General features: G+C 61.4%; 15 protein-coding genes and 1 tRNA gene. 4 read left to right on the top strand and 12 right to left on the bottom strand.

Features of this window, described 5'->3' with window-relative positions; all coding sequences use genetic code 11:
* Nucleotides 1-23: 23 nt before the first annotated feature.
* Genes hpnJ through GRO01_RS00490 form a run of 3 tightly spaced genes read right to left on the bottom strand, consistent with a single transcriptional unit; the run spans nucleotide 24 to nucleotide 3,371 of the window.
* On the bottom strand, nucleotides 24-1,448 hold the full coding sequence (gene hpnJ, locus GRO01_RS00500) for a hopanoid biosynthesis associated radical SAM protein HpnJ (RefSeq protein ID WP_011252191.1): 1,425 nt from the start codon (nucleotides 1,446-1,448) through the stop codon (nucleotides 24-26).
* The gene (gene hpnI / locus GRO01_RS00495; protein ID WP_062507967.1) at nucleotides 1,445-2,656 is read right to left on the bottom strand and encodes a bacteriohopanetetrol glucosamine biosynthesis glycosyltransferase HpnI; all 1,212 of its coding nucleotides are present in this window, start codon (nucleotides 2,654-2,656) and stop codon (nucleotides 1,445-1,447) included. Before hpnI ends, hpnJ begins: the two co-directional genes overlap by 4 nt.
* Nucleotides 2,657-2,714: 58 nt before the next feature.
* Nucleotides 2,715-3,371 (bottom strand): ABC transporter substrate-binding protein, encoded by a 657-nt coding sequence (locus GRO01_RS00490; RefSeq protein ID WP_062508064.1) that lies wholly within the window; start codon nucleotides 3,369-3,371, stop codon nucleotides 2,715-2,717.
* A 324-nt stretch (nucleotides 3,372-3,695) separates the two neighbouring features.
* Between GRO01_RS00490 and hpnH the strand changes: the two genes are divergently transcribed.
* Together hpnH and GRO01_RS00480 are read left to right on the top strand one after the other, a co-directional pair.
* Nucleotides 3,696-4,892: an adenosyl-hopene transferase HpnH gene (gene hpnH / locus GRO01_RS00485; protein WP_062507969.1), complete on the top strand. Its 1,197-nt coding sequence runs from the start codon at nucleotides 3,696-3,698 to the stop codon at nucleotides 4,890-4,892.
* Between the two features lie 156 nt (nucleotides 4,893-5,048).
* Nucleotides 5,049-6,341 carry a hemolysin family protein gene (locus tag GRO01_RS00480; protein ID WP_062508066.1) on the top strand — a complete coding sequence of 431 codons (1,293 nt, stop codon included), beginning with the start codon at nucleotides 5,049-5,051 and terminating at the stop codon, nucleotides 6,339-6,341.
* A gap of 9 nt (nucleotides 6,342-6,350) precedes the next feature.
* Here GRO01_RS00480 and GRO01_RS00475 read toward each other — a convergent pair whose 3' ends face one another.
* From GRO01_RS00475 to GRO01_RS00465, 3 genes are read right to left on the bottom strand one after another with little or no spacing between them, the layout of a single operon-like run.
* Nucleotides 6,351-6,782: a flagellar protein FlgN gene (locus GRO01_RS00475; protein WP_062507971.1), complete on the bottom strand. Its 432-nt coding sequence runs from the start codon at nucleotides 6,780-6,782 to the stop codon at nucleotides 6,351-6,353.
* Complete coding sequence (locus GRO01_RS00470; protein ID WP_174787376.1) at nucleotides 6,779-7,081, bottom strand: rod-binding protein; 303 nt, start codon at nucleotides 7,079-7,081, stop codon at nucleotides 6,779-6,781. Before GRO01_RS00470 ends, GRO01_RS00475 begins: the two co-directional genes overlap by 4 nt.
* Nucleotides 7,081-8,223, bottom strand: coding sequence for a flagellar basal body P-ring protein FlgI (locus GRO01_RS00465; RefSeq protein ID WP_062507973.1), 1,143 nt, complete (start codon nucleotides 8,221-8,223; stop codon nucleotides 7,081-7,083). The genes GRO01_RS00470 and GRO01_RS00465 overlap by 1 nt, the downstream gene beginning before the upstream one ends.
* A 234-nt stretch (nucleotides 8,224-8,457) precedes the next feature.
* Between GRO01_RS00465 and dksA the strand changes: the two genes are divergently transcribed.
* Together dksA and GRO01_RS00455 are read left to right on the top strand one after the other, a co-directional pair.
* Entirely contained in the window at nucleotides 8,458-8,871 is a 414-nt protein-coding gene (gene dksA, locus GRO01_RS00460; protein WP_062508070.1) for an RNA polymerase-binding protein DksA, read from the top strand.
* A 52-nt stretch (nucleotides 8,872-8,923) separates the two neighbouring features.
* A tRNA-Thr gene (locus GRO01_RS00455) sits at nucleotides 8,924-8,998 on the top strand.
* Between the two features lie 181 nt (nucleotides 8,999-9,179).
* Here GRO01_RS00455 and GRO01_RS00450 read toward each other — a convergent pair.
* The 6 genes from GRO01_RS00450 to tsaE form a co-directional block, all read right to left on the bottom strand.
* Nucleotides 9,180-9,875, bottom strand: coding sequence for a GcrA family cell cycle regulator (locus GRO01_RS00450; protein ID WP_062508072.1), 696 nt, complete (start codon nucleotides 9,873-9,875; stop codon nucleotides 9,180-9,182).
* Between the two features lie 135 nt (nucleotides 9,876-10,010).
* Nucleotides 10,011-11,201, bottom strand: coding sequence for a ribonuclease D (gene rnd, locus GRO01_RS00445; protein WP_062507975.1), 1,191 nt, complete (start codon nucleotides 11,199-11,201; stop codon nucleotides 10,011-10,013).
* A gap of 76 nt (nucleotides 11,202-11,277) precedes the next feature.
* Entirely contained in the window at nucleotides 11,278-11,604 is a 327-nt protein-coding gene (gene trxA / locus GRO01_RS00440) for a thioredoxin TrxA (protein WP_011252202.1), read from the bottom strand.
* Nucleotides 11,605-11,688: 84 nt separating this feature from the next.
* The gene (gene addA, locus GRO01_RS00435; RefSeq protein WP_062507978.1) at nucleotides 11,689-15,264 is read right to left on the bottom strand and encodes a double-strand break repair helicase AddA; all 3,576 of its coding nucleotides are present in this window, start codon (nucleotides 15,262-15,264) and stop codon (nucleotides 11,689-11,691) included.
* Nucleotides 15,261-18,311 carry a double-strand break repair protein AddB gene (gene addB / locus GRO01_RS00430; protein ID WP_062507980.1) on the bottom strand — a complete coding sequence of 1,017 codons (3,051 nt, stop codon included), beginning with the start codon at nucleotides 18,309-18,311 and terminating at the stop codon, nucleotides 15,261-15,263. Before addB ends, addA begins: the two co-directional genes overlap by 4 nt.
* Nucleotides 18,308-18,757, bottom strand: a complete 450-nt coding sequence (gene tsaE / locus GRO01_RS00425) for a tRNA (adenosine(37)-N6)-threonylcarbamoyltransferase complex ATPase subunit type 1 TsaE (protein WP_062507981.1) — start codon at nucleotides 18,755-18,757, stop codon at nucleotides 18,308-18,310. Before tsaE ends, addB begins: the two co-directional genes overlap by 4 nt.
* Nucleotides 18,758-18,764 lie beyond the last annotated feature (7 nt).

Below are 18,764 nucleotides of genomic sequence, written 5' to 3'. Positions count from 1 at the left end.
GTGTCCGGTCAGGCGCGCACCGTTCAGGCGGCGTGACGGTCCTTGAGGAACTGGAAGAACTCCACGCCCTCGCGCAGACGGCGCTTCATCATCTGCGGGCTGCGAACCATCTCGTTGACGATCGAGGCGATCTTGGAGCCGCGGAAGTAGAACTTGCGGTAGAATTCCTCGACGCTCTCGAAGATTTCCGTGTGCGACAGGTGCGGATAGTGCAGCGGAGCGATCTGCACGCCACTCTCATCGATCAGTTCAGCTTCCGCCTCGTTCAGCCAGCCGTTTTCCGTCGCCTGCTTGTGCAGGAACGTACCCGGATACGGCGCGGCTAGGGAAACCTGCAGGGTATGCGGGTTGATTTCCTTGGCGAACTCGATCGTCTCTTGGATGGTCTCCTTCGTCTCGCCCGGCAGGCCGACGATGAAGGTTCCGTGGATCTTGATGCCCAGCTTGTGGCAGTTGCGCGTGAATTCCTTGGCGGTCTCGACGCGCATGCCCTTCTTGATGTTGTGCAGGATCTGCTGGTTGCCGCTCTCATAGCCGACCAGCAGCAGGCGCAGACCGTTTTCCTTGAGAACCTTCAGGGTCTCGTAGGGCACATTCGCCTTGGCGTTGCAGGACCAGGTGACACCGAGCTTGCCCATTTCGCGGGCAATGGCTTCCGCGCGCGGCAGGTCGTCCGTGAAGGTGTCATCATCGAACATGAATTCCTGCACTTCAGGGAAGTACTGCTTGGCCAGACGCACTTCAGCAGCCACATGCTCGGGGCTGCGGGTCCGGTAGCGGTGACCGCCAACAGTCTGCGGCCACAGGCAGAACGTGCAGCGCGACTTGCAGCCACGGCCCGTATAGATCGAGATGTAGGGGTGCTTCAGGTAGCCGATGAAGTAGTCATTGATGTTCAGGTCGCGCTTGTAGACCTCGGTCACGAACGGCAGGCTGTCCATGTCCTCGATCATCGCGCGATCCTTGTTCGCGATGATCTCACCCTTCTCGTTGCGCCAGGTGATGCCGTCCACTTCGGCCAGCGGCTTGCCTTCGGCGATCTCCTTGATCGTGAAGTCGAACTCGTTGCGGGCCACAAAGTCGATCGGGCCACCCTTCTCCATGCTCTCCATCGGCTGGACGGCAACCTTCGCCCCCACCATGCCGATCATCAGCTTGGGGTTCGCATCCTTGAGCATCTGGGCGACGCGCACGTCGGAGGCGAAAGACGGCGTGGAGGTGTGCATGACCACGAGATCACGGTTCTTCACGTCTTCAAGAATGGGGTCCATGCCCATCTTCGCCGGCGGAGCATCAATCAGACGCGATCCGGGAACCAGTGCAGCCGGCTGGGCCAGCCAGGTCGGGTACCAGAAGGACTTGATCTCACGCTTCGCCTGGTAGCGGGAGCCAGCGCCACCATCAAAACCGTCAAAGGAAGGAGGCTGGAGAAAAAGGGTTCTCATCATGATCGGACACTCCTGTGGGTGGCGCCGGCCTGGAGCGAGGTGGCGCAGGACGCGGAATTTCGTTTTCTTCGGGCGATATGGACCGTTCTGCCCCGCCATGCAACGCGTGATCCACGCGCACTGCCCACCATAATGGCAGCAGACAGCCAGTCACGGGCGATCAGAAGCGGGATTGCGGCTGGCAGCGGACACTCCGTTGCACGATCCATGATGCGGCTTCCAAGGGCGCGGACCAGCCATGTCAGGAGCAGCATGAACCAGGTCCACCAGGCATTCGGACGGAACAGCACTGCTGTAACCGCCCAGAACAGGGGAAGCTGGATCGCGGACAGGCCATAGCCAACGGGCGCAACATTCTTGACCGTCCGGCCCCAGCGCAATTCATGAGCCAGAAGATCGCTGAGTGAATGTTCGCCTACGGTCGTATGGGTCAGGGTCGGTGCGATGGAAATATTCTCCCCACGCGCCCGGATCAGCTGACCCAGTTCGGCATCATCAGCCACATGGTCAACCAGCACCTCAAGACCACCAATGTCTTCAAGGGTCTGACGACGCAGAGCCATCGTGGCTCCCAGACAGTCCTGCCGTCCCAGAAAACGGGACATCATGACGCCGGGGAGGAAATTATGGTTGATCTGACATGCGCCGATCTGTTGCACGAGCGTACCGGCAGCCGGCCGGCCGGCATACAGGGTCGTGACCAGGCCCGTCCCCGCCTCCTCCAGACTCGTCACGACATGGCGCAGGTAGTTCGGACTGGCATGAATATCCGAGTCGGAGATCACAATAATGTCATGACGAGCTTCCCCGTACATGTTCATCAGATTTCCGACCTTCCGGTTCGGACCATGTTCCTGCGGATTGATCACGACACTAACCGGAACCCGCGGATAACGTTTCCGGAGACGTTCAATGACCGGCAGGGCCGTATCTTCGGCATGCTGGACACCGAAGACGATCTGGAAATCCGGGTAATCCTGGGTAAAGACGCTTTCCAGCGCATTTTCCAGTAGTGGCTCGTTTTCGTGCAGCGGTTTGAGAATGGTAACCGCAGGCCACGCCCGATCCGACAGACGCAGGGCCTCATCAGCACTGCGTTCCGTGCGGCGGAACCGGGCGAGCAGTGTCGCACCGGCCAGCGCCTGCAGATTGCCGGCAGCAGAAACAAGGGCGCAGAAACCGGCCGCGATCGTAAGAGGTAGGGGCACGACGGTCTTCTACCCTTCCCGAACGCTTTTGGGAAAGGGTGCCGTCGTGGAGGCGGACTCAGTCATGCAGGAAGTGGGCAGTCTTGCTGTCCAGATGATCGGCCAGACCACTGGCGCCGCCCGAACTGAGGGCACCACCAAAATCGGCGCGCTGGGCAGCAACCTGGCTGATATGCGCATTGAGCAGAACGTCCGTGATCCGCCAGCCCGAGGCACCATTGGTCATAATGTAGTCAATCGGCGTGACACCGCTTCCGTCGGTTCCTCCGATCGTCGTGTCCACGATCTGGCCACCGGTCGGGTTGGGGCGGGTCTGCGGAGAAACCGTAAAGGCCGCCTGGGCTTCCGGCTTGAATGACGACGCATAGCGCGCGATCGTGAACTGGCGGAAAGATCCTAGAAGACGGGTCCGGTCAGCAGGGCTCAGGCTGTTGTAGCGCACGCCGACCGAGCGACGGAGAATCGCTTCAAGATCAAAGGCGCGATCCACGGCAGGGGCGATCATCGTTGCGCGCTGCTGGGCGGTTTTCCCTGTTTTCTGGGCCGTTTTCAGAGCATCATACAGCGCAGAGATCGGTGCCACGGCTGATGTCGCGTCAGCGGGTGCCGTCTGGGCCAGTGCTACCGGCGAAAGCGCCGTCATGGCGACAGGCCCCGTCAGGAGGCAGGCGGACAGAAGGGACAGAGTCACTTTCGGGGAAAAACGGCAAATCATGATCGTGCTTTCGTCCTGTAGACAGTTCTGGGCATAAAGATCAGGTTCATGACACATTGTATCAAGTTCCCTGCATCAAGTTCTGGCATCCATAGTTCCATCTGTGCTCGATTAGCCACAGGCCTGATGCGAATTATGCAGCCTGACATTGAGGCGAACACGACAATGGGTCTATAGGCAGTCAATCTAATGCTCGATGGTCCTTCATGTTTCCCGACTTTCCGAAGCCGGGACAGGGAAGACAGCCACGGGCCCATCCACGATGTGCAAGGCCCCGGGCGCCCTATGGGTGCACCCTCCGGAGGCTAGAACCAGAGGATTATAATGGCCGTTCCTTTGATGCAGGCTGTCCGAGTCGGACGGTACGTTGTCAAGCAGCACCTCACGGGCCGCAAGCGCTATCCGCTGGTCCTGATGCTCGAACCGCTGTTCCGCTGCAACCTGGCGTGCGCCGGCTGTGGCAAGATCGACTACCCGGCGCAGATCCTGAACCAGCGTCTCAGCCTTCAGGAATGCCTGGATGCCGACACGGAAGCGGGCGCTCCTGTCATTGCGATTGCCGGTGGTGAACCCCTCCTGCACAAGGAAATGCCCCAGATCGTCAAAGGTTTGATCGGGCGGAAAAAATACGTCTACCTGTGCACGAACGGTCTGCTGCTGGAGAAGAAGCTCGACGATTACGAGCCCTCCCCGTTCTTCTCTTGGGACGTGCATCTCGACGGCGATCAGCTGATGCATGACTCGTCGGTCTGTCAGGAAGGGGTTTTCGAACGTGCGACCGCAGCGATCCGTCTGGCGAAGTCCCGCGGCTTCCGCGTCTCCATCAACTGCACCCTGTTCGACGGTGCCGTTCCGGAACGCGTCGCAGCTTTCTTCGACGAAGTCATGGCCATGGGCGTCGATGGCATCATGACCGCTCCGGGCTATGCCTATGAGCGTGCACCGGATCAGGCCCACTTCCTGAACCGCCAGAAGACGAAGCAGCTATTCCGTGACATCTTCCGCCTCGGCAAGGGCAAGAAGTGGCGCTTCACGCAGTCGCCGCTGTTCCTGAACTTCCTGGCCGGCAATGAGAACTATCACTGCACGCCGTGGGGCAAGCCGCTCCGTACGGTCTTCGGCTGGCAGCGTCCGTGCTACCTGCTCGGTGAAGGCTATGCCAAGACGTTCCGGGAACTGATGGACGATACCGCCTGGGAGCAGTACGGCACCGGCGCTTACGAGAAGTGCGCCGACTGCATGGTGCATTCCGGATACGAGTCCACGGCTGTCATGGATGCTGTGGCCCGTCCCTGGCACATCGCCAAGGTCGCCCTGTTTGGCCCCGAGACCGAAAAGCCGATGGTTCCGGAAATCTCGCTCGCCAACCAGCGTCCGGCCGAATACGGCTATGAGGAACAGGTCCAGCAGCAGATGGAGCGCATCTCCACGGGTGCAAAACCTGCTCGCGGTCCGCGCGTCCGCGTGAATGGTCGTCCGGCAGCCAATACGGTTTCGGAAGCCGCTGACGCAGCAGACTGAGGGCATCACCCCTGTCTGTGTGTGCACATGAAGAACCGGCTCCTAGTGAGCCGGTTTTTTTGTGAAAAGACTCCTCCATTTGACCGGACAGAATGAAGGGCATGGCATCCGCCAATCGTCCTGTTATGATTGGGTATTCATTATTCTGGCCGGATCATGCTGACCCCTATTCTCGTTATCTGTCTGCTCATTTTCCTCAATGCCGTGTTTGCCATGGGAGAAATGGCTCTCATTTCGGCAAAGCGGCCACGGCTGGAAGTTCTGGCCAAGCAGGGCACCCGAGGGGCCACAACTGCAATCCGGCTGGCAGAGGATCCGCACAGCTTTCTGCCAACCGTTCAGGTTGGCATGACGCTGGTCTCCATTCTTGAAGGTACGTTTGGCGGCAGCCAGATGGAAAGTACCGTCACGGCATGGATCGCCAACATCCCGTCGCTACGTCCGATTGCCAGTGAGGTTTCGATCGTCCTCGTCGTGGCGATGATCACCTTCACCATGCTGGTTTTCGGTGAACTCATCCCCAAACAGATCGCATTACAGCAGCCGGAAGCTATTGCTTCACGGCTGGCATGGCTTCTGGTCGGCGTGGCCCGCATCGCACAGCCCATTGTGTGGCTACTCAGCGGCACGTCCTCACTGGTGCTCCGCCTGCTCCGTGTCGGTCCCCTGACACGCGCCGCGGTAACGGAAGAGGAACTGAAAGCCGTTCTGGCCGAAGGAGCCCGCGCCGGCGTTCTCGAAACCGACGAACAGGCCATGATCGAGCGCCTTCTGCGTCTGGCAGACCGCCCCGTCCGCGCCATCATGACCCCCCGCAACGAGCTTTTCTGGATCGACAGACATGCGGATCAGGAAACGCTGGTCCGCAAACTGCGCCAGTCTTCCTACGCCCGGATAGTCGTTTGTGAAGGAGACGTGGACCATCCCGTCGGTGTCATTCTGGCCAAGGACATCATGGACCGGCTGCTCCTGAAGCTTCCGGTTTCCGTCGATGCCGTACTGCGCGAACCGCCCGTTATTCCTGACAGTCTCAGCGCCCAGGACATGATTGAGCGCATGCGCGGAGTCAATCTTGGCATCACCTTTGTCTTGGATGAATACGGCTCCTTCGAGGGCATCGTGACGCCGTCAGACGTCTTCGAAGCCATTGTCGGTGAGGAAAAGACCGAGTCATCCTCTTCAGAACTTCAGGCAGCCGAAGGCGCGGATGAATATGTATTCGACGGCTTCATGCCAGCTGATGAACTACGCTCCCGCCTCGATCTGCCAGAACTGCCTGGTGCTGGCGGCTACCATACCCTTGGTGGCGTCATGCTTGCACTTCTACGGCGCGTTCCGGCACGTGGAGACAAAGTCGCTTTTGGAGGCTGGCTGTTCGAAGTTCTGGAAATGGACCGTCGGCGAGTCGGCAGGGTCAAAGTCAGTCGTCAGGTCCTTGCCGAGGACTGACCCCGGTTTTCAGGCCTTACTGATGAACAAGGCCTGCCTGTCTGTAACGGGCGCATAACTGCCCTGATTGCCGTAACTCTGAGGCAAAGATGCTGTTGGCGTTGAAGTCAGCAGTTCGATCACGCGCTTCTGGGCCGTAATCGCCCTCTGCAGAAGCTCTCCATTGCGGTTGCCCAGTTCTGTCATCTGCTCCAGCAGATCACGGTAAGGAAGGGCTGGAGAATCTTCCCTGGCGACATTCTCTTCATCAGGGCAGCACGGGCAAAGTTCTTCTTTACGATCATTGGCAATGGCGACTTCCTGCTCAAGCGTTCTGGCCGCATCCTGCTTATCATTCAGAAGCGCCAACGCATCGGGAATGCGCGCTTCTTCCAATGCAGAATTTTCCGCCTCGAGAATGGCGATCAGTCGCTGCATCGCCGGGATAATGGACGCGCTCATTTCTGCTCCTGCATGGCCAGCATCTGACGATCAATCGCGTCCGTCAGCCCTATTCCGCCATTATTTTCCATCTGCTTGGCGATCTGTTCTACGAGCATGGGCCGGAACTGCTTTTCACCTGCACCGCCACTGAACATGCTGTCGCTATTGTCCTCAGTGGCGAACATGGGCTGAAGCATCTGGTTAATGGCCATCGACTCGAAGCTCTGGGCTGACTTCAACGTTTTGGCAGGGTCTGCCTTCTGCCCATGCAACGGCAATCCCTGCGATGCAGCGCCGGTTGTCGAAGATATTGTCATCAACGCATCTCCAGTTCTGCCTGCAGTGCGCCATCAGCCTTGATGGCCTGCAGAATGCTGATCATGTCCCGTGGCCCTACTCCAAGAGCATTCAGGCCTGAAACAAGCTCCCTGAGCGTTGTTCCACCGGGTACAACGGCCAGATGGTGTGTCTTGCCTGTGTCCACCTTGACGTTCGTACGTGGCACAACAGCGGTCTGACCGCCGGAAAACGGACCAGGCTGGGAGACTTCGGGAGTTTCCGTTACCTGAACCGTCAGGTTTCCCTGTGCCACGGCGACCGTACTGATCCGGACGTCTGCTCCCATGATGATCGTCCCACTGGCTTCATCCACCACCACTTTGGCAGGGTTATCGGGCGTCACGAGAAGATCGCCAATTCTGGAGAGTGTAGAAACAGGGTCATGATTGCTCAGATCCAGCAGGACCGTGCGTGGGTCCTGCACAATAGCAATCGGTCCGAAAGTCCGGTTGATGATGGCCGCAATGCGACTCGCTGTTGTGAAGTCCGGATTTCGCAAACTTAGATGGAGATTCGCGCGGTGACTGAGATCGAAAGGCACTTCACGCTCAACGATGCCGCCATTAGCAATATGACCGCTGGTAGGAACGTTTCGCGTAATGGAGGCTGCAGCTCCACGGGCAGAGAACGCATTCGTAGCCAGAGAGCCCTGAGCTACGGCGTAGACCTCACCATCAGCCGCCATCAGTGGAGTGACCAAAAGCGTGCCGCCCGTCAGGGACGAAGCATCACCAGCCGCTGAAACCGTAACATCAATGCGGTTACCGCCATGAGCAAAAGCCGGAAGATCGGCCGTTACCATAACCGCAGCAACGTCATGCGTCTGAAGCTGGGTCTCCTGATCGCGAATGTTCACACCCAGCCGGTTCAGCATGGAAATCAACGTTTCACGGGTGAAAATCGTATTAGTCAGCCGGTCTCCGGTACCGTTCAGACCAACCACAAGACCGTATCCGATCAACTGGTTGCTCCGGACGCCTTCCATGTCCGTGATATCCTTGATGCGAACGCTTGCGGCCAGGGTAAAGCCAGGCAAAAGTAGCAGTCCGACACATGCAAGCGCCGTCAAACGCCGCAGCAGGGTCTGGAAGGAAGATGGAGATCGCATGAAAAAGCGCATGGGCGACGAAGGGTATCCTGATGCCTGCAAGACAGGTCTGGGGGGCTCAGGTGTTGAGGATGGGCGTACAGGGTAAAGAAACCCCTAACAGAGACGCAGATTTCCGCGCTTTCCGACAGACACGCAAAGTATGTTCGGGGTTGGCGGATGCGGCTGGGGTGGCTATAAGCCGCGCGTTATAGCCTGCGGCTGTTGGAAGCGGACGTTGGCAGACCAGCCAGGGATTGGATGCGCATGATTACGCTGCCGCCGGATTATAGACCCTCCGACAACGAAGAGTTCATGAACCCGCTTCAGGTCGAATACTTCAGGCAGAAACTTCTGCGCTGGCGTCTTGATCTCCTGAAGGAAGCGGATGGGACCCTTGCGAGTCTTTCGGAAGGTGGGATTCATGAATCCGACATTACCGACCGCGCCAGTGTCGAGACGGACCGCGCTTTCGAGCTTCGGACCCGCGACCGGGCTCGCAAGCTGATCTCAAAGATCAATATGGCGCTCGAACGTATCGATGACGGGAGCTATGGCTTCTGCGAAGAAACAGGAGAGCCGATTGGCCTGAAGCGGCTCGAAGCCCGCCCGATCGCGACACTGTCCATCGACGCTCAGGAGCGTCATGAGCGGATGGAAAAAGTCCATCGCGACGATTAAGGCTTGCGCTTGGCGCGCTGACCCGTTACGAAGCGCGCCAAGGCAACGGTACGCTGCTGTAGCTCAGTGGTAGAGCACTCCCTTGGTAAGGGAGAGGTCGACAGTTCAATCCTGTCCAGCAGCACCATTTTTCCTTGTTTTCAGAGGCTTGGATTTTTATCAGCCTCGAACTTTCCAGAATATTTTTGAATCTTCTGAGTGTTCGGTTTGAAACTCAGGAACGCATTCAGAGTGTCTGCCTCGGTAACCAGACATGAAAAAGGCCGCCCTCCTTCAGGAAGAGCGGCCTTTTCTGATTTTAGGCCATATCAATCGCGACGGTCGCGAATTTTTACATAAGCGATGGCTGCGTGTTCGGCGCAGTAGGGCTTTCCGGGAAGCGGTGTGGCGCCGCAGAAATGAAACCCCGGGGTACCAGGATCACCAATCGGCCAGCAGCAGGACGGCCCACGGCGCGTAGGCCGATCAATACCTGCTGTTGAAAAACGGGGCGGAAGGGCCGGTCGGGGCACAGGAGCGACGCGGGGTTCTGGCTTGGGAGCCACAACAGGATCCCGACGAACTGGCGCGGCTTCCTTGGGAGCAGCAGAAGCAGGACGCGCTGCTGTTACGGGCTGAGGAACAGCCTTGGCGGCTTGAGGAGTGTCCGAAGGTGCCTTGCGAACAGGTGCCGCAGGCTTTTCTGCTACTTTCTCCACCACTTCGGAAGCCTTCTTGGCAGCAGACGCATCCTTGCTGTCCGCAAACAGGTCAGACGCGGCGGTTTCTGTGACCTTGGCACGGGAAGGACTTTTGCGACGAGGCATTGCCTCAGTCGTAGCAGTATCCCCGTCCTTGGTCTTGCGATTGCGGATGGGAGAAGGACGCGGTGGCAGGCCCAGACGGTGCGCCTTGCCGACGACGGCATTCTTGGTGATGGAGAGCTGGCGGCCGATTTCTGCGGTCGAAAGTCCCTGACTCCACAGATCGCGAAGTCTGGCGATCGTCTCGTCCGTCCACTCCATATGTTCGTTTCCCTGTCCCGCTTCGGTGCCTGGCCCGGCCCGATATGCTGTTGATTTCCAGTTCCGGCCCACCGGACCCGGAACATCTTTGGGAGGTTTCTTACCAGAAACTCCCCGCCGCGTCGAAGTCGGTTCTTACGAGGCCGGTTCTGCGACGCGCTGTAGCTCTACAAGTCCATTCACGACAGCCAGTGCGATCTCGCCACGGACCAGTGCCTGAGCGTCCAGACCAAACAGTTCACGCCGCCAGCCCTTCAGGGCACCGACATCGGTTTCCCCAAGCGCAATCCTATCCAGATCGTCCGAAGAGGCGACCAGACGGGGCGCCACCTTGTGCTCCTCGCACTTTGCCGCCAGCAGGACCCGCAGAAGCGCCACGAGGGCCGTGGACGGCCGTGGGCGATCGGATTTTGATGGTGCTTTCGGAAGCTCGGACTCCGGGAGTTCCTGAGCAATGCTAATCGCTTCAAGCAGGCCTTTGCCCATCTTGCCCTCGGCAAAACCGCGCGTCACGCCGCGGATGCGGGAAAGGGCCTCGACCGTATCGGGATGGACGGCCGCGATTTCCAACAAGCTTTCGTCACGGATGACGCGCTGGCGGGGAATATCGGCGTTCTGGGCTTCCTGCTCGCGCCATGCCGTGACTTCACGCAGGATACCAAGCATCCGGCGGTTGCTGGTACGGGCCTTCAGCTTTTCCCACAGACGACGGGGATCGGGACGGAAGGTCTTTTCTTCTGTCAGGACAGCCTGTTCGGCGTCGGCCCAGTGCAGACGTCCCTGCTCGGCAAGCTGTTTGCGCAGGGCGTCATAAACCGTGCGCAGATGCGTAACGTCAGCCGCAGCGTAGGCGATCTGCGCCTTGCTCAGCGGACGGGCCGACCAGTCACTGAAACGGTGGGCCTTATCAATGCTGCGACCAGTGATTGCGCCGACCAGACTATCATAGCCGACCTGATCGCCGAACCCGGCCACCATGGCGGCGACCTGCGTATCGAAGACCGAGACCGGAAGGCGGTCGAAAATATGCAGAAAAATCTCAAGATCCTGCCGGGCGGCATGGAAGACCTTGGTGCAGTCCGGCTTGGCCAGAAGGGCGCCGAGGGGCGCCAAGTCGATGCCGGGAGCCAAAGTGTCGATCAGGACAACGTCTTCGGTTCCGGCAAGCTGCACCAGGCAGAGCTCCGGCCAGTAGGTCCGTTCCCGGACGAATTCCGTGTCGATGGTCACGAAAGGCTCGTTCTGCAGTTTTTCGCAGATACGGGCCACCTCCTCACTGGAGGTCAGGAGAACGGGGGTCGGGAAGGTTGGAGCTTTCGAGCGCATGACACGATCCTACACAAAGCGCAGGATGGTGACCACGCCCCCTGATCGTCCTTCCCTCACCCCATTTTTGGGTCGTTCAGAGGGACTGGTCGATCCAGGCCTTGAGCTGGCTCTTCGGCAGCGCGCCCATCTGCTGGGCGACCGGCTTGCCGTCCTTGAAGACGATCAGTGTCGGGATGCTGCGCACGCCATACTTGGTCGGTGCTTCCGGATTGGAGTCGATGTTGACCTTGGCGACCTTCAGACGGCCTTGGTACTCGGCGCCGATTTCCTCAAGCGCCGGTGCGATCATCTTGCACGGACCGCACCATTCCGCCCAGAAATCGACCAGAACCGGACCTTCGGACTTCAGGACGTCGGCTTCGAAGCTGCTGTCGCTGACGGCGACGGTGTTTGCGCTCATGAGGGTATTCCTTGTGGCGAATGATGTTTCTGAGAACGGATATCGGCTGCCCTGCCCCTCACTGCAAGGGGCTTTTGATCTGCGTCAAGCTCCGGGACGGACCTGATCCAGCAGCGGGGACGGAAGTGTGACAACGGCCGGTCCTTCCGTCCAGACCAGAGAACAGTGAATGTCGTAGCCGGGATGAAGTTGCTCCAGCACAGCGCGATAGGCCGCCATCTGCCGCAGATAGGCGACGGGGGTGCGCTCGGCCCGCAGAGGGGGATTGCGATTCGTTTTGTAGTCACAGACCCAGATCTGCCCGTCCCCGATCCGTAGACGATCCACCTGTCCGAGCACCACGCGGCCCGCGCTGACACCGGAAATCGGCTGCTCCGCGCGGCTTCCGGGCGCAAAAAGCGGTGCGAGATCCGGATGGGACAGAACACCCAGAACCTGCTGGGCCAGACGATCGATTTCCGGTTCCGTCAGGCCGAGAGCCCGGCGGGACAGCCAGCGCAAAGCCACAGCCTCACGCTCGGCGGCCGGAGTTTCGGGCAGGAGCTGGAGCAGACGGTGAATCATCGTGCCGCGTCGCATGGCCTGTTCACGGACCGGCGTGGGACGACCGGCCAGAAGCTCCAGTGGTGAACGCGCGGCCGGAAGTTCACCGAACTCCGCACCATCCGGACGGCTGGGCGCGAGCGGACGTGTCATGGCATCCTCATGCGGCGTGATGACGGGCTTCCAGTCCGGCGCACGCCCCATCCAGTCCGGCAGCGTTGCACAGAGCGGTTCGACCGATCCAGGCTGGAAAGCAACGGGAGCAAGCGTGCGCGCTTCTTCCAGCACGAGCCGTTCGCCTTCCCAGCCGAGATCCATCGGTTCGGAACAGGCATTGGCCAGGTGCCGGAACCCGGCCTCACACTGCCGATACCAGCTTGTATCCGCAGGCTCGCGCTTGGCTCCGGCCCCACAGATCACCAGCCAGTCACTGGCGCGGGTCAGGGCGACGTAAAGCAGGCGGTTGCTTTCGGCGCGGGCTTTTTCGGCGTCCCGTTCGGACAGGGCCGTCGTGACCTCCGTCCCCATGTCCTTTTTCGGCACCCAGAGCGGAAGTTCGAGCCCTCCTGTCTCTTCCCATAGGAAATCGCTGCCCGGAGGCGGCTTGGACGTCGTGTCCGGCATCACAACCAGACGCGCTTGAAGCCCCTTGGAGCCATGCACGGTCATGACGCGGACGGCTCCGAGCTCGCTTTCAGCTTCGCGTTTGCTGGTGATTTCGCTGGCTTCGAGCCAGTGCAGGAAGCCCTGAAGCGACGGCGGATGCAGCCCTTCATAGCGCAGCGCCGCCGTCAGCAGTTCGTCCACCGGTTCAGCTGCTTCTGGCCCCAGACGCCGCAGCAGGCGTGTGCGGCCACCATGCTGGCCTAGCGTTTCGGCGAGCAGGCGGTACGGAGAGGCATAATCGACGCGCGAATAGAGCGTTGAGAGCATCTCCCAGGCGGCCCGCCAGTCCTCGCGCTCCCGGTGACGCTCCCGCAGAACGGTCCAGAGCGGCTGGCCTTTCGGGCCGAGGGCATGGGCCGTGCCGTTGCGGGTAGCAAGCGCCATCAGCGAGTCGTCCGTCAGACCACCGAGCGGAGACGTCAGGATGGAAGCCAGTGTCAGATCGTCCTGCGGCAGGAGCAGGGCGGCGCAGAGCGTCATGAGATCGCGGACTGCAACCTGCTGCGTCAGCCCGACCCGGACCAGTGTCGCGACCGGCACATTGCGCGATTTCAGGGCCCGGATCAGCGAACGCAGGAATGGCGAACGCCGGGGGACGAGGATCAGCACATCGCCTGCGGTCAGAGGCGCCTGTCCCGGCTGAGGCGGCCGACCGATCTGCTGGTCGATCCATTCCGCAAGAGCTTCGGCCAACCTTTGGGGAGCACTCCGCTGCCCGGTATTGGCGGAGGGCGCGCGCCAGGGTGTGAGGCCTTCGTCATCATCCTCGCCCTGCACGACGGGGACGAGCGGCCAGAGTTCCACGCGCCCCCCCTGCCCCGGATGGGCCGAGACATGCGGACGGAGTGTCTTTTCGTCGTCCTGAAGCAGGCCATGCGCCGCGAGAGGCTGGGAGAACACCGCGTCCACGAAAGACAGAACGGGTGGGACCGAGCGGAAGGAGACGTTCAGCTCCGGATCGCGCCATAGCAGACCGGCATTACGGACCCGGCTGGCAAATTCATGACGCCAGCGGTGAAACTCTTCCGGCTGGGCGCCCTGGAAGCCGTAGATCGACTGCTTGTAATCGCCGACCGCGAAGATCGTGCGCGGACGCGGCCCCATGTCCCACGCACCTTCACCTGCGAAGAACTCGGATGTAAGCGCGCCGGCGATTTCCCATTGCAGGCCGGAATTATCCTGCACTTCATCCAGCAGCAGATGGTCAATGCCGCCATCGAGCTTGTAGAGCACCCAGGCCGCACCCGGATCGCGCAGAAGATTGCGGGTTTCCTGAATAAGATCGTTGTAATCGACCAGCCCGCGAGCTGATTTGCCATCCTGAAACGCCGTCAGCATGGGCGCGGCCAGACCGAGCAGGGCACGGTTCAGCAGGACAAGGCGCGCGCTCTTGAGGCTGGCCTGAAGATCGAGAAGACGCTGCGCTTCTTCTTCCAACAGCGGCGCAATCCATGGAACGGCCGCCTGCGCTGCTTTACCGACGATAGCGTTCACTTTGCGCGCGGTGCCCTCCTTCGTGAGCAGGCACTTCGCCCATACCGCTGGTGCACGCTCAACCTGTTCCGTTCCAAGCCACGCCAGCATCTGCTCGACGAAAACACGACCGGATGCGGTTGCAGATCCAAGCGCATCCCGCAATCCAGCCCGCAGATCATCTTCCTTCGGCGGCTGGCAGGCGAGGTTTTCAAGGTCTTCGAGGCTCTGCTGCCCGGCTTTCAGGGCCTTGCGATAGGCACTGACCACGCTATCCGGCAAAGTGGCCCAGCGTTCCAGCAGCGGACGGGCGCGGCTCTCCTCCATGTTGAGCGTACGGATGCGCTGGAAGAAGCGGTCCAGCCCTACCGTTCCGGCCACATCGGCGGCAAGTTCCGGCGAACGGGCCAGCCCGTCTTCCATCGCTTCACGCAGCGCCAGCGTAGTGTCGGTGTCTTCCATCAGCGTGAAATGTGGATCAACCGAGGCTTCCAGCGGGAAACGCCGCAGCAGGGACTGGCAGAAGGCGTGGATCGTCTCGATCCGCAGACCGCCCGGAAGATCCAATACGCACAGGAACAGGGCACGGGCGCGACGGCGGGTTTCGTCCGTGTTGGGAACGTCGAGGCTTTCGAGCTCCGCACCCAGCTTCGCATCCGGCAGCGAAACCCAGCTTCCCAGCTTCTGCTGAAGACGGTTGGCCATCTCGGCAGCGGCAGCCTTGGTATAGGTCAGGCACAGGATGCGCGAGGGATGCGCGCCATCGGCCAGAATGGTGTCGCCGTCATCGGTCTGCACATAGAGCGGCAGCATGAGCCGTAGCAGGCGGTCGATCAGCAGCTTGGTCTTGCCTGACCCCGCCGAAGCCGAGACGAACACCGAAGCACGCGGATCGGAGGCCTGACGCTGCGTGCGATCGGCGGCGGCGATGACCTCGTCGCGGGTGATGGGACGTGTGACAGGCGGCATGTCGTTCATTCGCCCTCTCCTTCCGCATAGGCCGCGCGCCATTCATCCACGCGGGCAAGCTGCGCGTAATCGGTGTAACGCGGGACATGCCCGGCCCAGGGTTGGGAGCGGTAGGGCTGATCGGGATTGTCGTATTCGTCCACGAGAGTCCGGAGTTTTTCCATGGCCTCACCAATCAGGGTCGGCGCATCCGTGCCGGAGCGTGAGCCGGGCACTTCACTTTCCTTGCCCGGATCGTCACCGCCGGTCAGATGCCAGTAGAGCAGTTTCTTCGTCTCAACGGCCGGAACGTCTTTAAACGCCCCCTTGGCCAACAACGCGCCTTCGAGCACGAGCTGGACGGACCAGCCTTCAGCGACATTCTTTCCGCTGGGTGGCTGCCCGGTCTTGTAATCGAAGACCGTCGCCAGACCATCTGCGCCGATATCGATCCGGTCCGCACGGCCACGCAGTTCGAACGGCGCGAAAGCCGCCTGAAGACGAAAAGACGCAGTGACCTCCACAAACCGCCCCTGCGCCGGGCCACTTTCTTCCATGTCCAGACGGTAGGCCGCTTCCTTTTCCGCAACCCAGTCCGCAATCCGGGCCAGACGCGGCCCCCACCAGTTCACGAGGGCCGGGCGCATATTGGCCTTGGCCAGTTCCTCGGCAAAAACGCGACGCAGGATGGCACTCGCATTGGCAGGCCAGCACTCGGGGAAGTCCCGCAGGACGCGTTCCATCGCATCATGCACGATCATGCCGAAATCGGCGTGTTCCGCGCCTTCCTCCAGCGGCTTGAGCGCCCGGAGCTTCAGGACATGCTTGGCATAGATCGCATAGGGATCGTGCATCCAGGTTTCGATCTCGGTGATGCTGAGACCGCGCGGACGCAGGGCGACGGGCGGACGTGGCTCGGGTGGCGCGACGGCTTCGGCGCCTGCGAGCGGCTGGTCCAGACAGCGCTGCCAGTCCAGAGCGGGATGCATCGGCAGGCTCTGCGACCGTCCGCCAAGAAACGCATCCATCCGGACCATCCACCGCGCCGGAACGCCGGGCGCGCCCTCACGCCGGGCCGAACTGGCGAACACGACTTCCTTCGACGCCAGAATGGTTGAAACGAAATCATGCGCGCTCACGCCCGTCTGCCGCTCCGGAGAGGGCAGACCGACACGCACGCGCATCGGACGGCTCAGCCAGGGACCCGGATCGGTCGCGGGCGGCCAGACGCCTTCGTTCAGTCCTCCCAACACCACGATATCGAACGCCAGAAGCCGCGCTTCCAGCACACCAAGGATCGAAACACGCGGATGCGCCAGTTCCACGCCGCCGCGATGCGCGCGCAGACCGGTGAGCATCTGCCCCGTCATGGAGGTGTTGAGGAACGAATCCAGATGCGTCAGGCGCTGCGGCGGAAGGATGCCGGTATTGACGATCAGCGCTGCTAGATGGCGCGACAGGGCCTCGCCGTCCTCACCCAGCCACAGACGCGCACCCGGATGGCGCGGTTCGTCTTCCGGTGCGTCCAGCTCCTCAGCGGTAGCCGCCAGCGCCTCCGCCGTGTGGATCAGGCGTTCGAGCAGTTCCGGCAGGGGAATGGCGCCCTCGATGGACAGGAGCGGATCAAAGGCCTGCTCGATGCGTGCGATGAAAGCGGCGGGGCCTTCCGGCTCATCCGGGGCGTCGGCGCTGGCGCCGTGATCGGGGGCATGTTTCTTCTGCGTGTAGTCGTGCAGCGCGGCTTTCAGACCCGCAATCCCCGGCGCAGGAGCAGGTCCACGCAGCAACAGCCGTTCCAGTCGCCGGGCAGAAGCGTGGCAGTCGCCTGGCGTACGGCCCAACGAGGCAAGCGGATGTTTCAGAACGGACAGGAGCGCCACCGGTGACAGACGCGCTTCGGCGGCAGTCGCGATCAGGCGCAGGAATACGGCGGCCGGAGTCTGGGACAGGGACTCGCCCGCACTGTCATCGGCATGGATGCCAAAGCGCAGAAGCTCGGTGCCCACACGCTGCGCCAGAGCGCGATCCGGCGTGACGAGTGCGCAGGTTTTCCCGGCTTCGGAGACGACATCGCGCAGGATCAGGGCGATGGCCTGCGCTTCCTGCTGCTGGTCCTGCGCGGGCAGGATGGAGAGGCCATCGATATCGCGAGGACGACTGTCCTGCCCCCAGTGCTCGATCCCATGTTCCGGCAGCAGGACTTCACGCAACATCAGTTCGCGCCCGCGATCCCGGCCGCCATCCCAATCCGTCAGTTCCTCGCGGGACAGGCCCAGATCCGTCAGGATTTCCTTTAGGCCAGCCTGCGGATGCGATGGCGGCAGATCGGCCCAGATCTCGTCCGCCATGCCCAGATCCACACCCGGCAGGATCACAAGCCCGGCGGGAAGCCGCGCCACTACGGCCAACACGTCCGACACCGCCGCCGATCCGTCCGCGAAGCCCACGCCCCAGACGGGCGTCAGCGGCGGCTTTTCCGCCCAGGTCTGTGCCTGTGCTTTCAACCGCGCGATCTGCCGCGCGACGGGGTTGGAGAGCCCTTCTTCTTCCAGCCATTTCGGCCAGACGGCGGTCACGATTTCCAGAAATTTCAGCGTCTGCTGCCAGTGATCGGAGAAGCGCTCCTCCACCGCATCCGGCAGGCGTTCAGCCAGATCGACACCACTGCGCTCGGCCTCGTCCATCAGGTCCGCCAGCGCCTTGGCCAGCGGCCAGGCACGGTCGATCCCCTTGGTGCTGTCCACACCAACGCTCACGAGCGGCGTCTGGAGGATCAGCATCGAGAGCACAGCCAGACGCCGTTGCGGCTCTACGGCTGGCGGCAGGACAACATCGATCCCGATGGATGCCAGCGCATCCTCGTCCACGTCATTGATCGCGACGATGCGCGGCAGGAGTGCGGCCCGCGTGTCCAGAACCCGCAGGAACGCTTCCATGAGCGCACGGCCTGCGCGACGGCTGGGAACGAGGATCAGGCCGGGACCATCCGTTCCGGCCGCCGGGTCCTGCTCAAGCCATTCCTGCGCCACACGGTCCAGAAACGGCTCCGTGCCCGCAATGGTGACGACGCCGCTCATGGGTTCAGTCCCGCCAGACGCTCTTCAGGCCAGCCCGTCAGCTCCACGAGGCGGGAAACCTCGCTGTCACCGGGGGCGAATGTAAGATGCAGCGCGCCTTCCGGCAGCAGGTCCCCGGCCCGCTCCGGCCATTCGACTAGCATGATGCCCTCGCACGCCTCATCCCAGGCCAGTTCGTACAGCGCATCCGGCCCGTCCAGACGCCAGAGGTCATAGTGATGCACCGCCCCTTTCGGCGTCTCGTAAGGCTGGACGAGCGCGAAGCTGGGGCTGGGTACTTCCATCTGCGGATCCTGAGCCAGATGGCGCAGGAATGCCCGGGCGAACGTGCTTTTCCCGGCCCCTAAGCCCCCCGAAAGCGCGAGGCAGTCTCCGGGTGCGCAGCGATCGGCGATCAGGGCCGCCAGAGTTTCGGTTGCGAGCTGGTCATCGAGGCGTATCTGCATGGCCCCA

The sequence above is a fragment of the Gluconobacter roseus NBRC 3990 genome, assembly GCF_006538885.1.
GTDB classification, from domain to species: domain Bacteria; phylum Pseudomonadota; class Alphaproteobacteria; order Acetobacterales; family Acetobacteraceae; genus Gluconobacter; species Gluconobacter roseus.
This window is presented reverse-complemented; position numbering and strand designations above follow the sequence as displayed.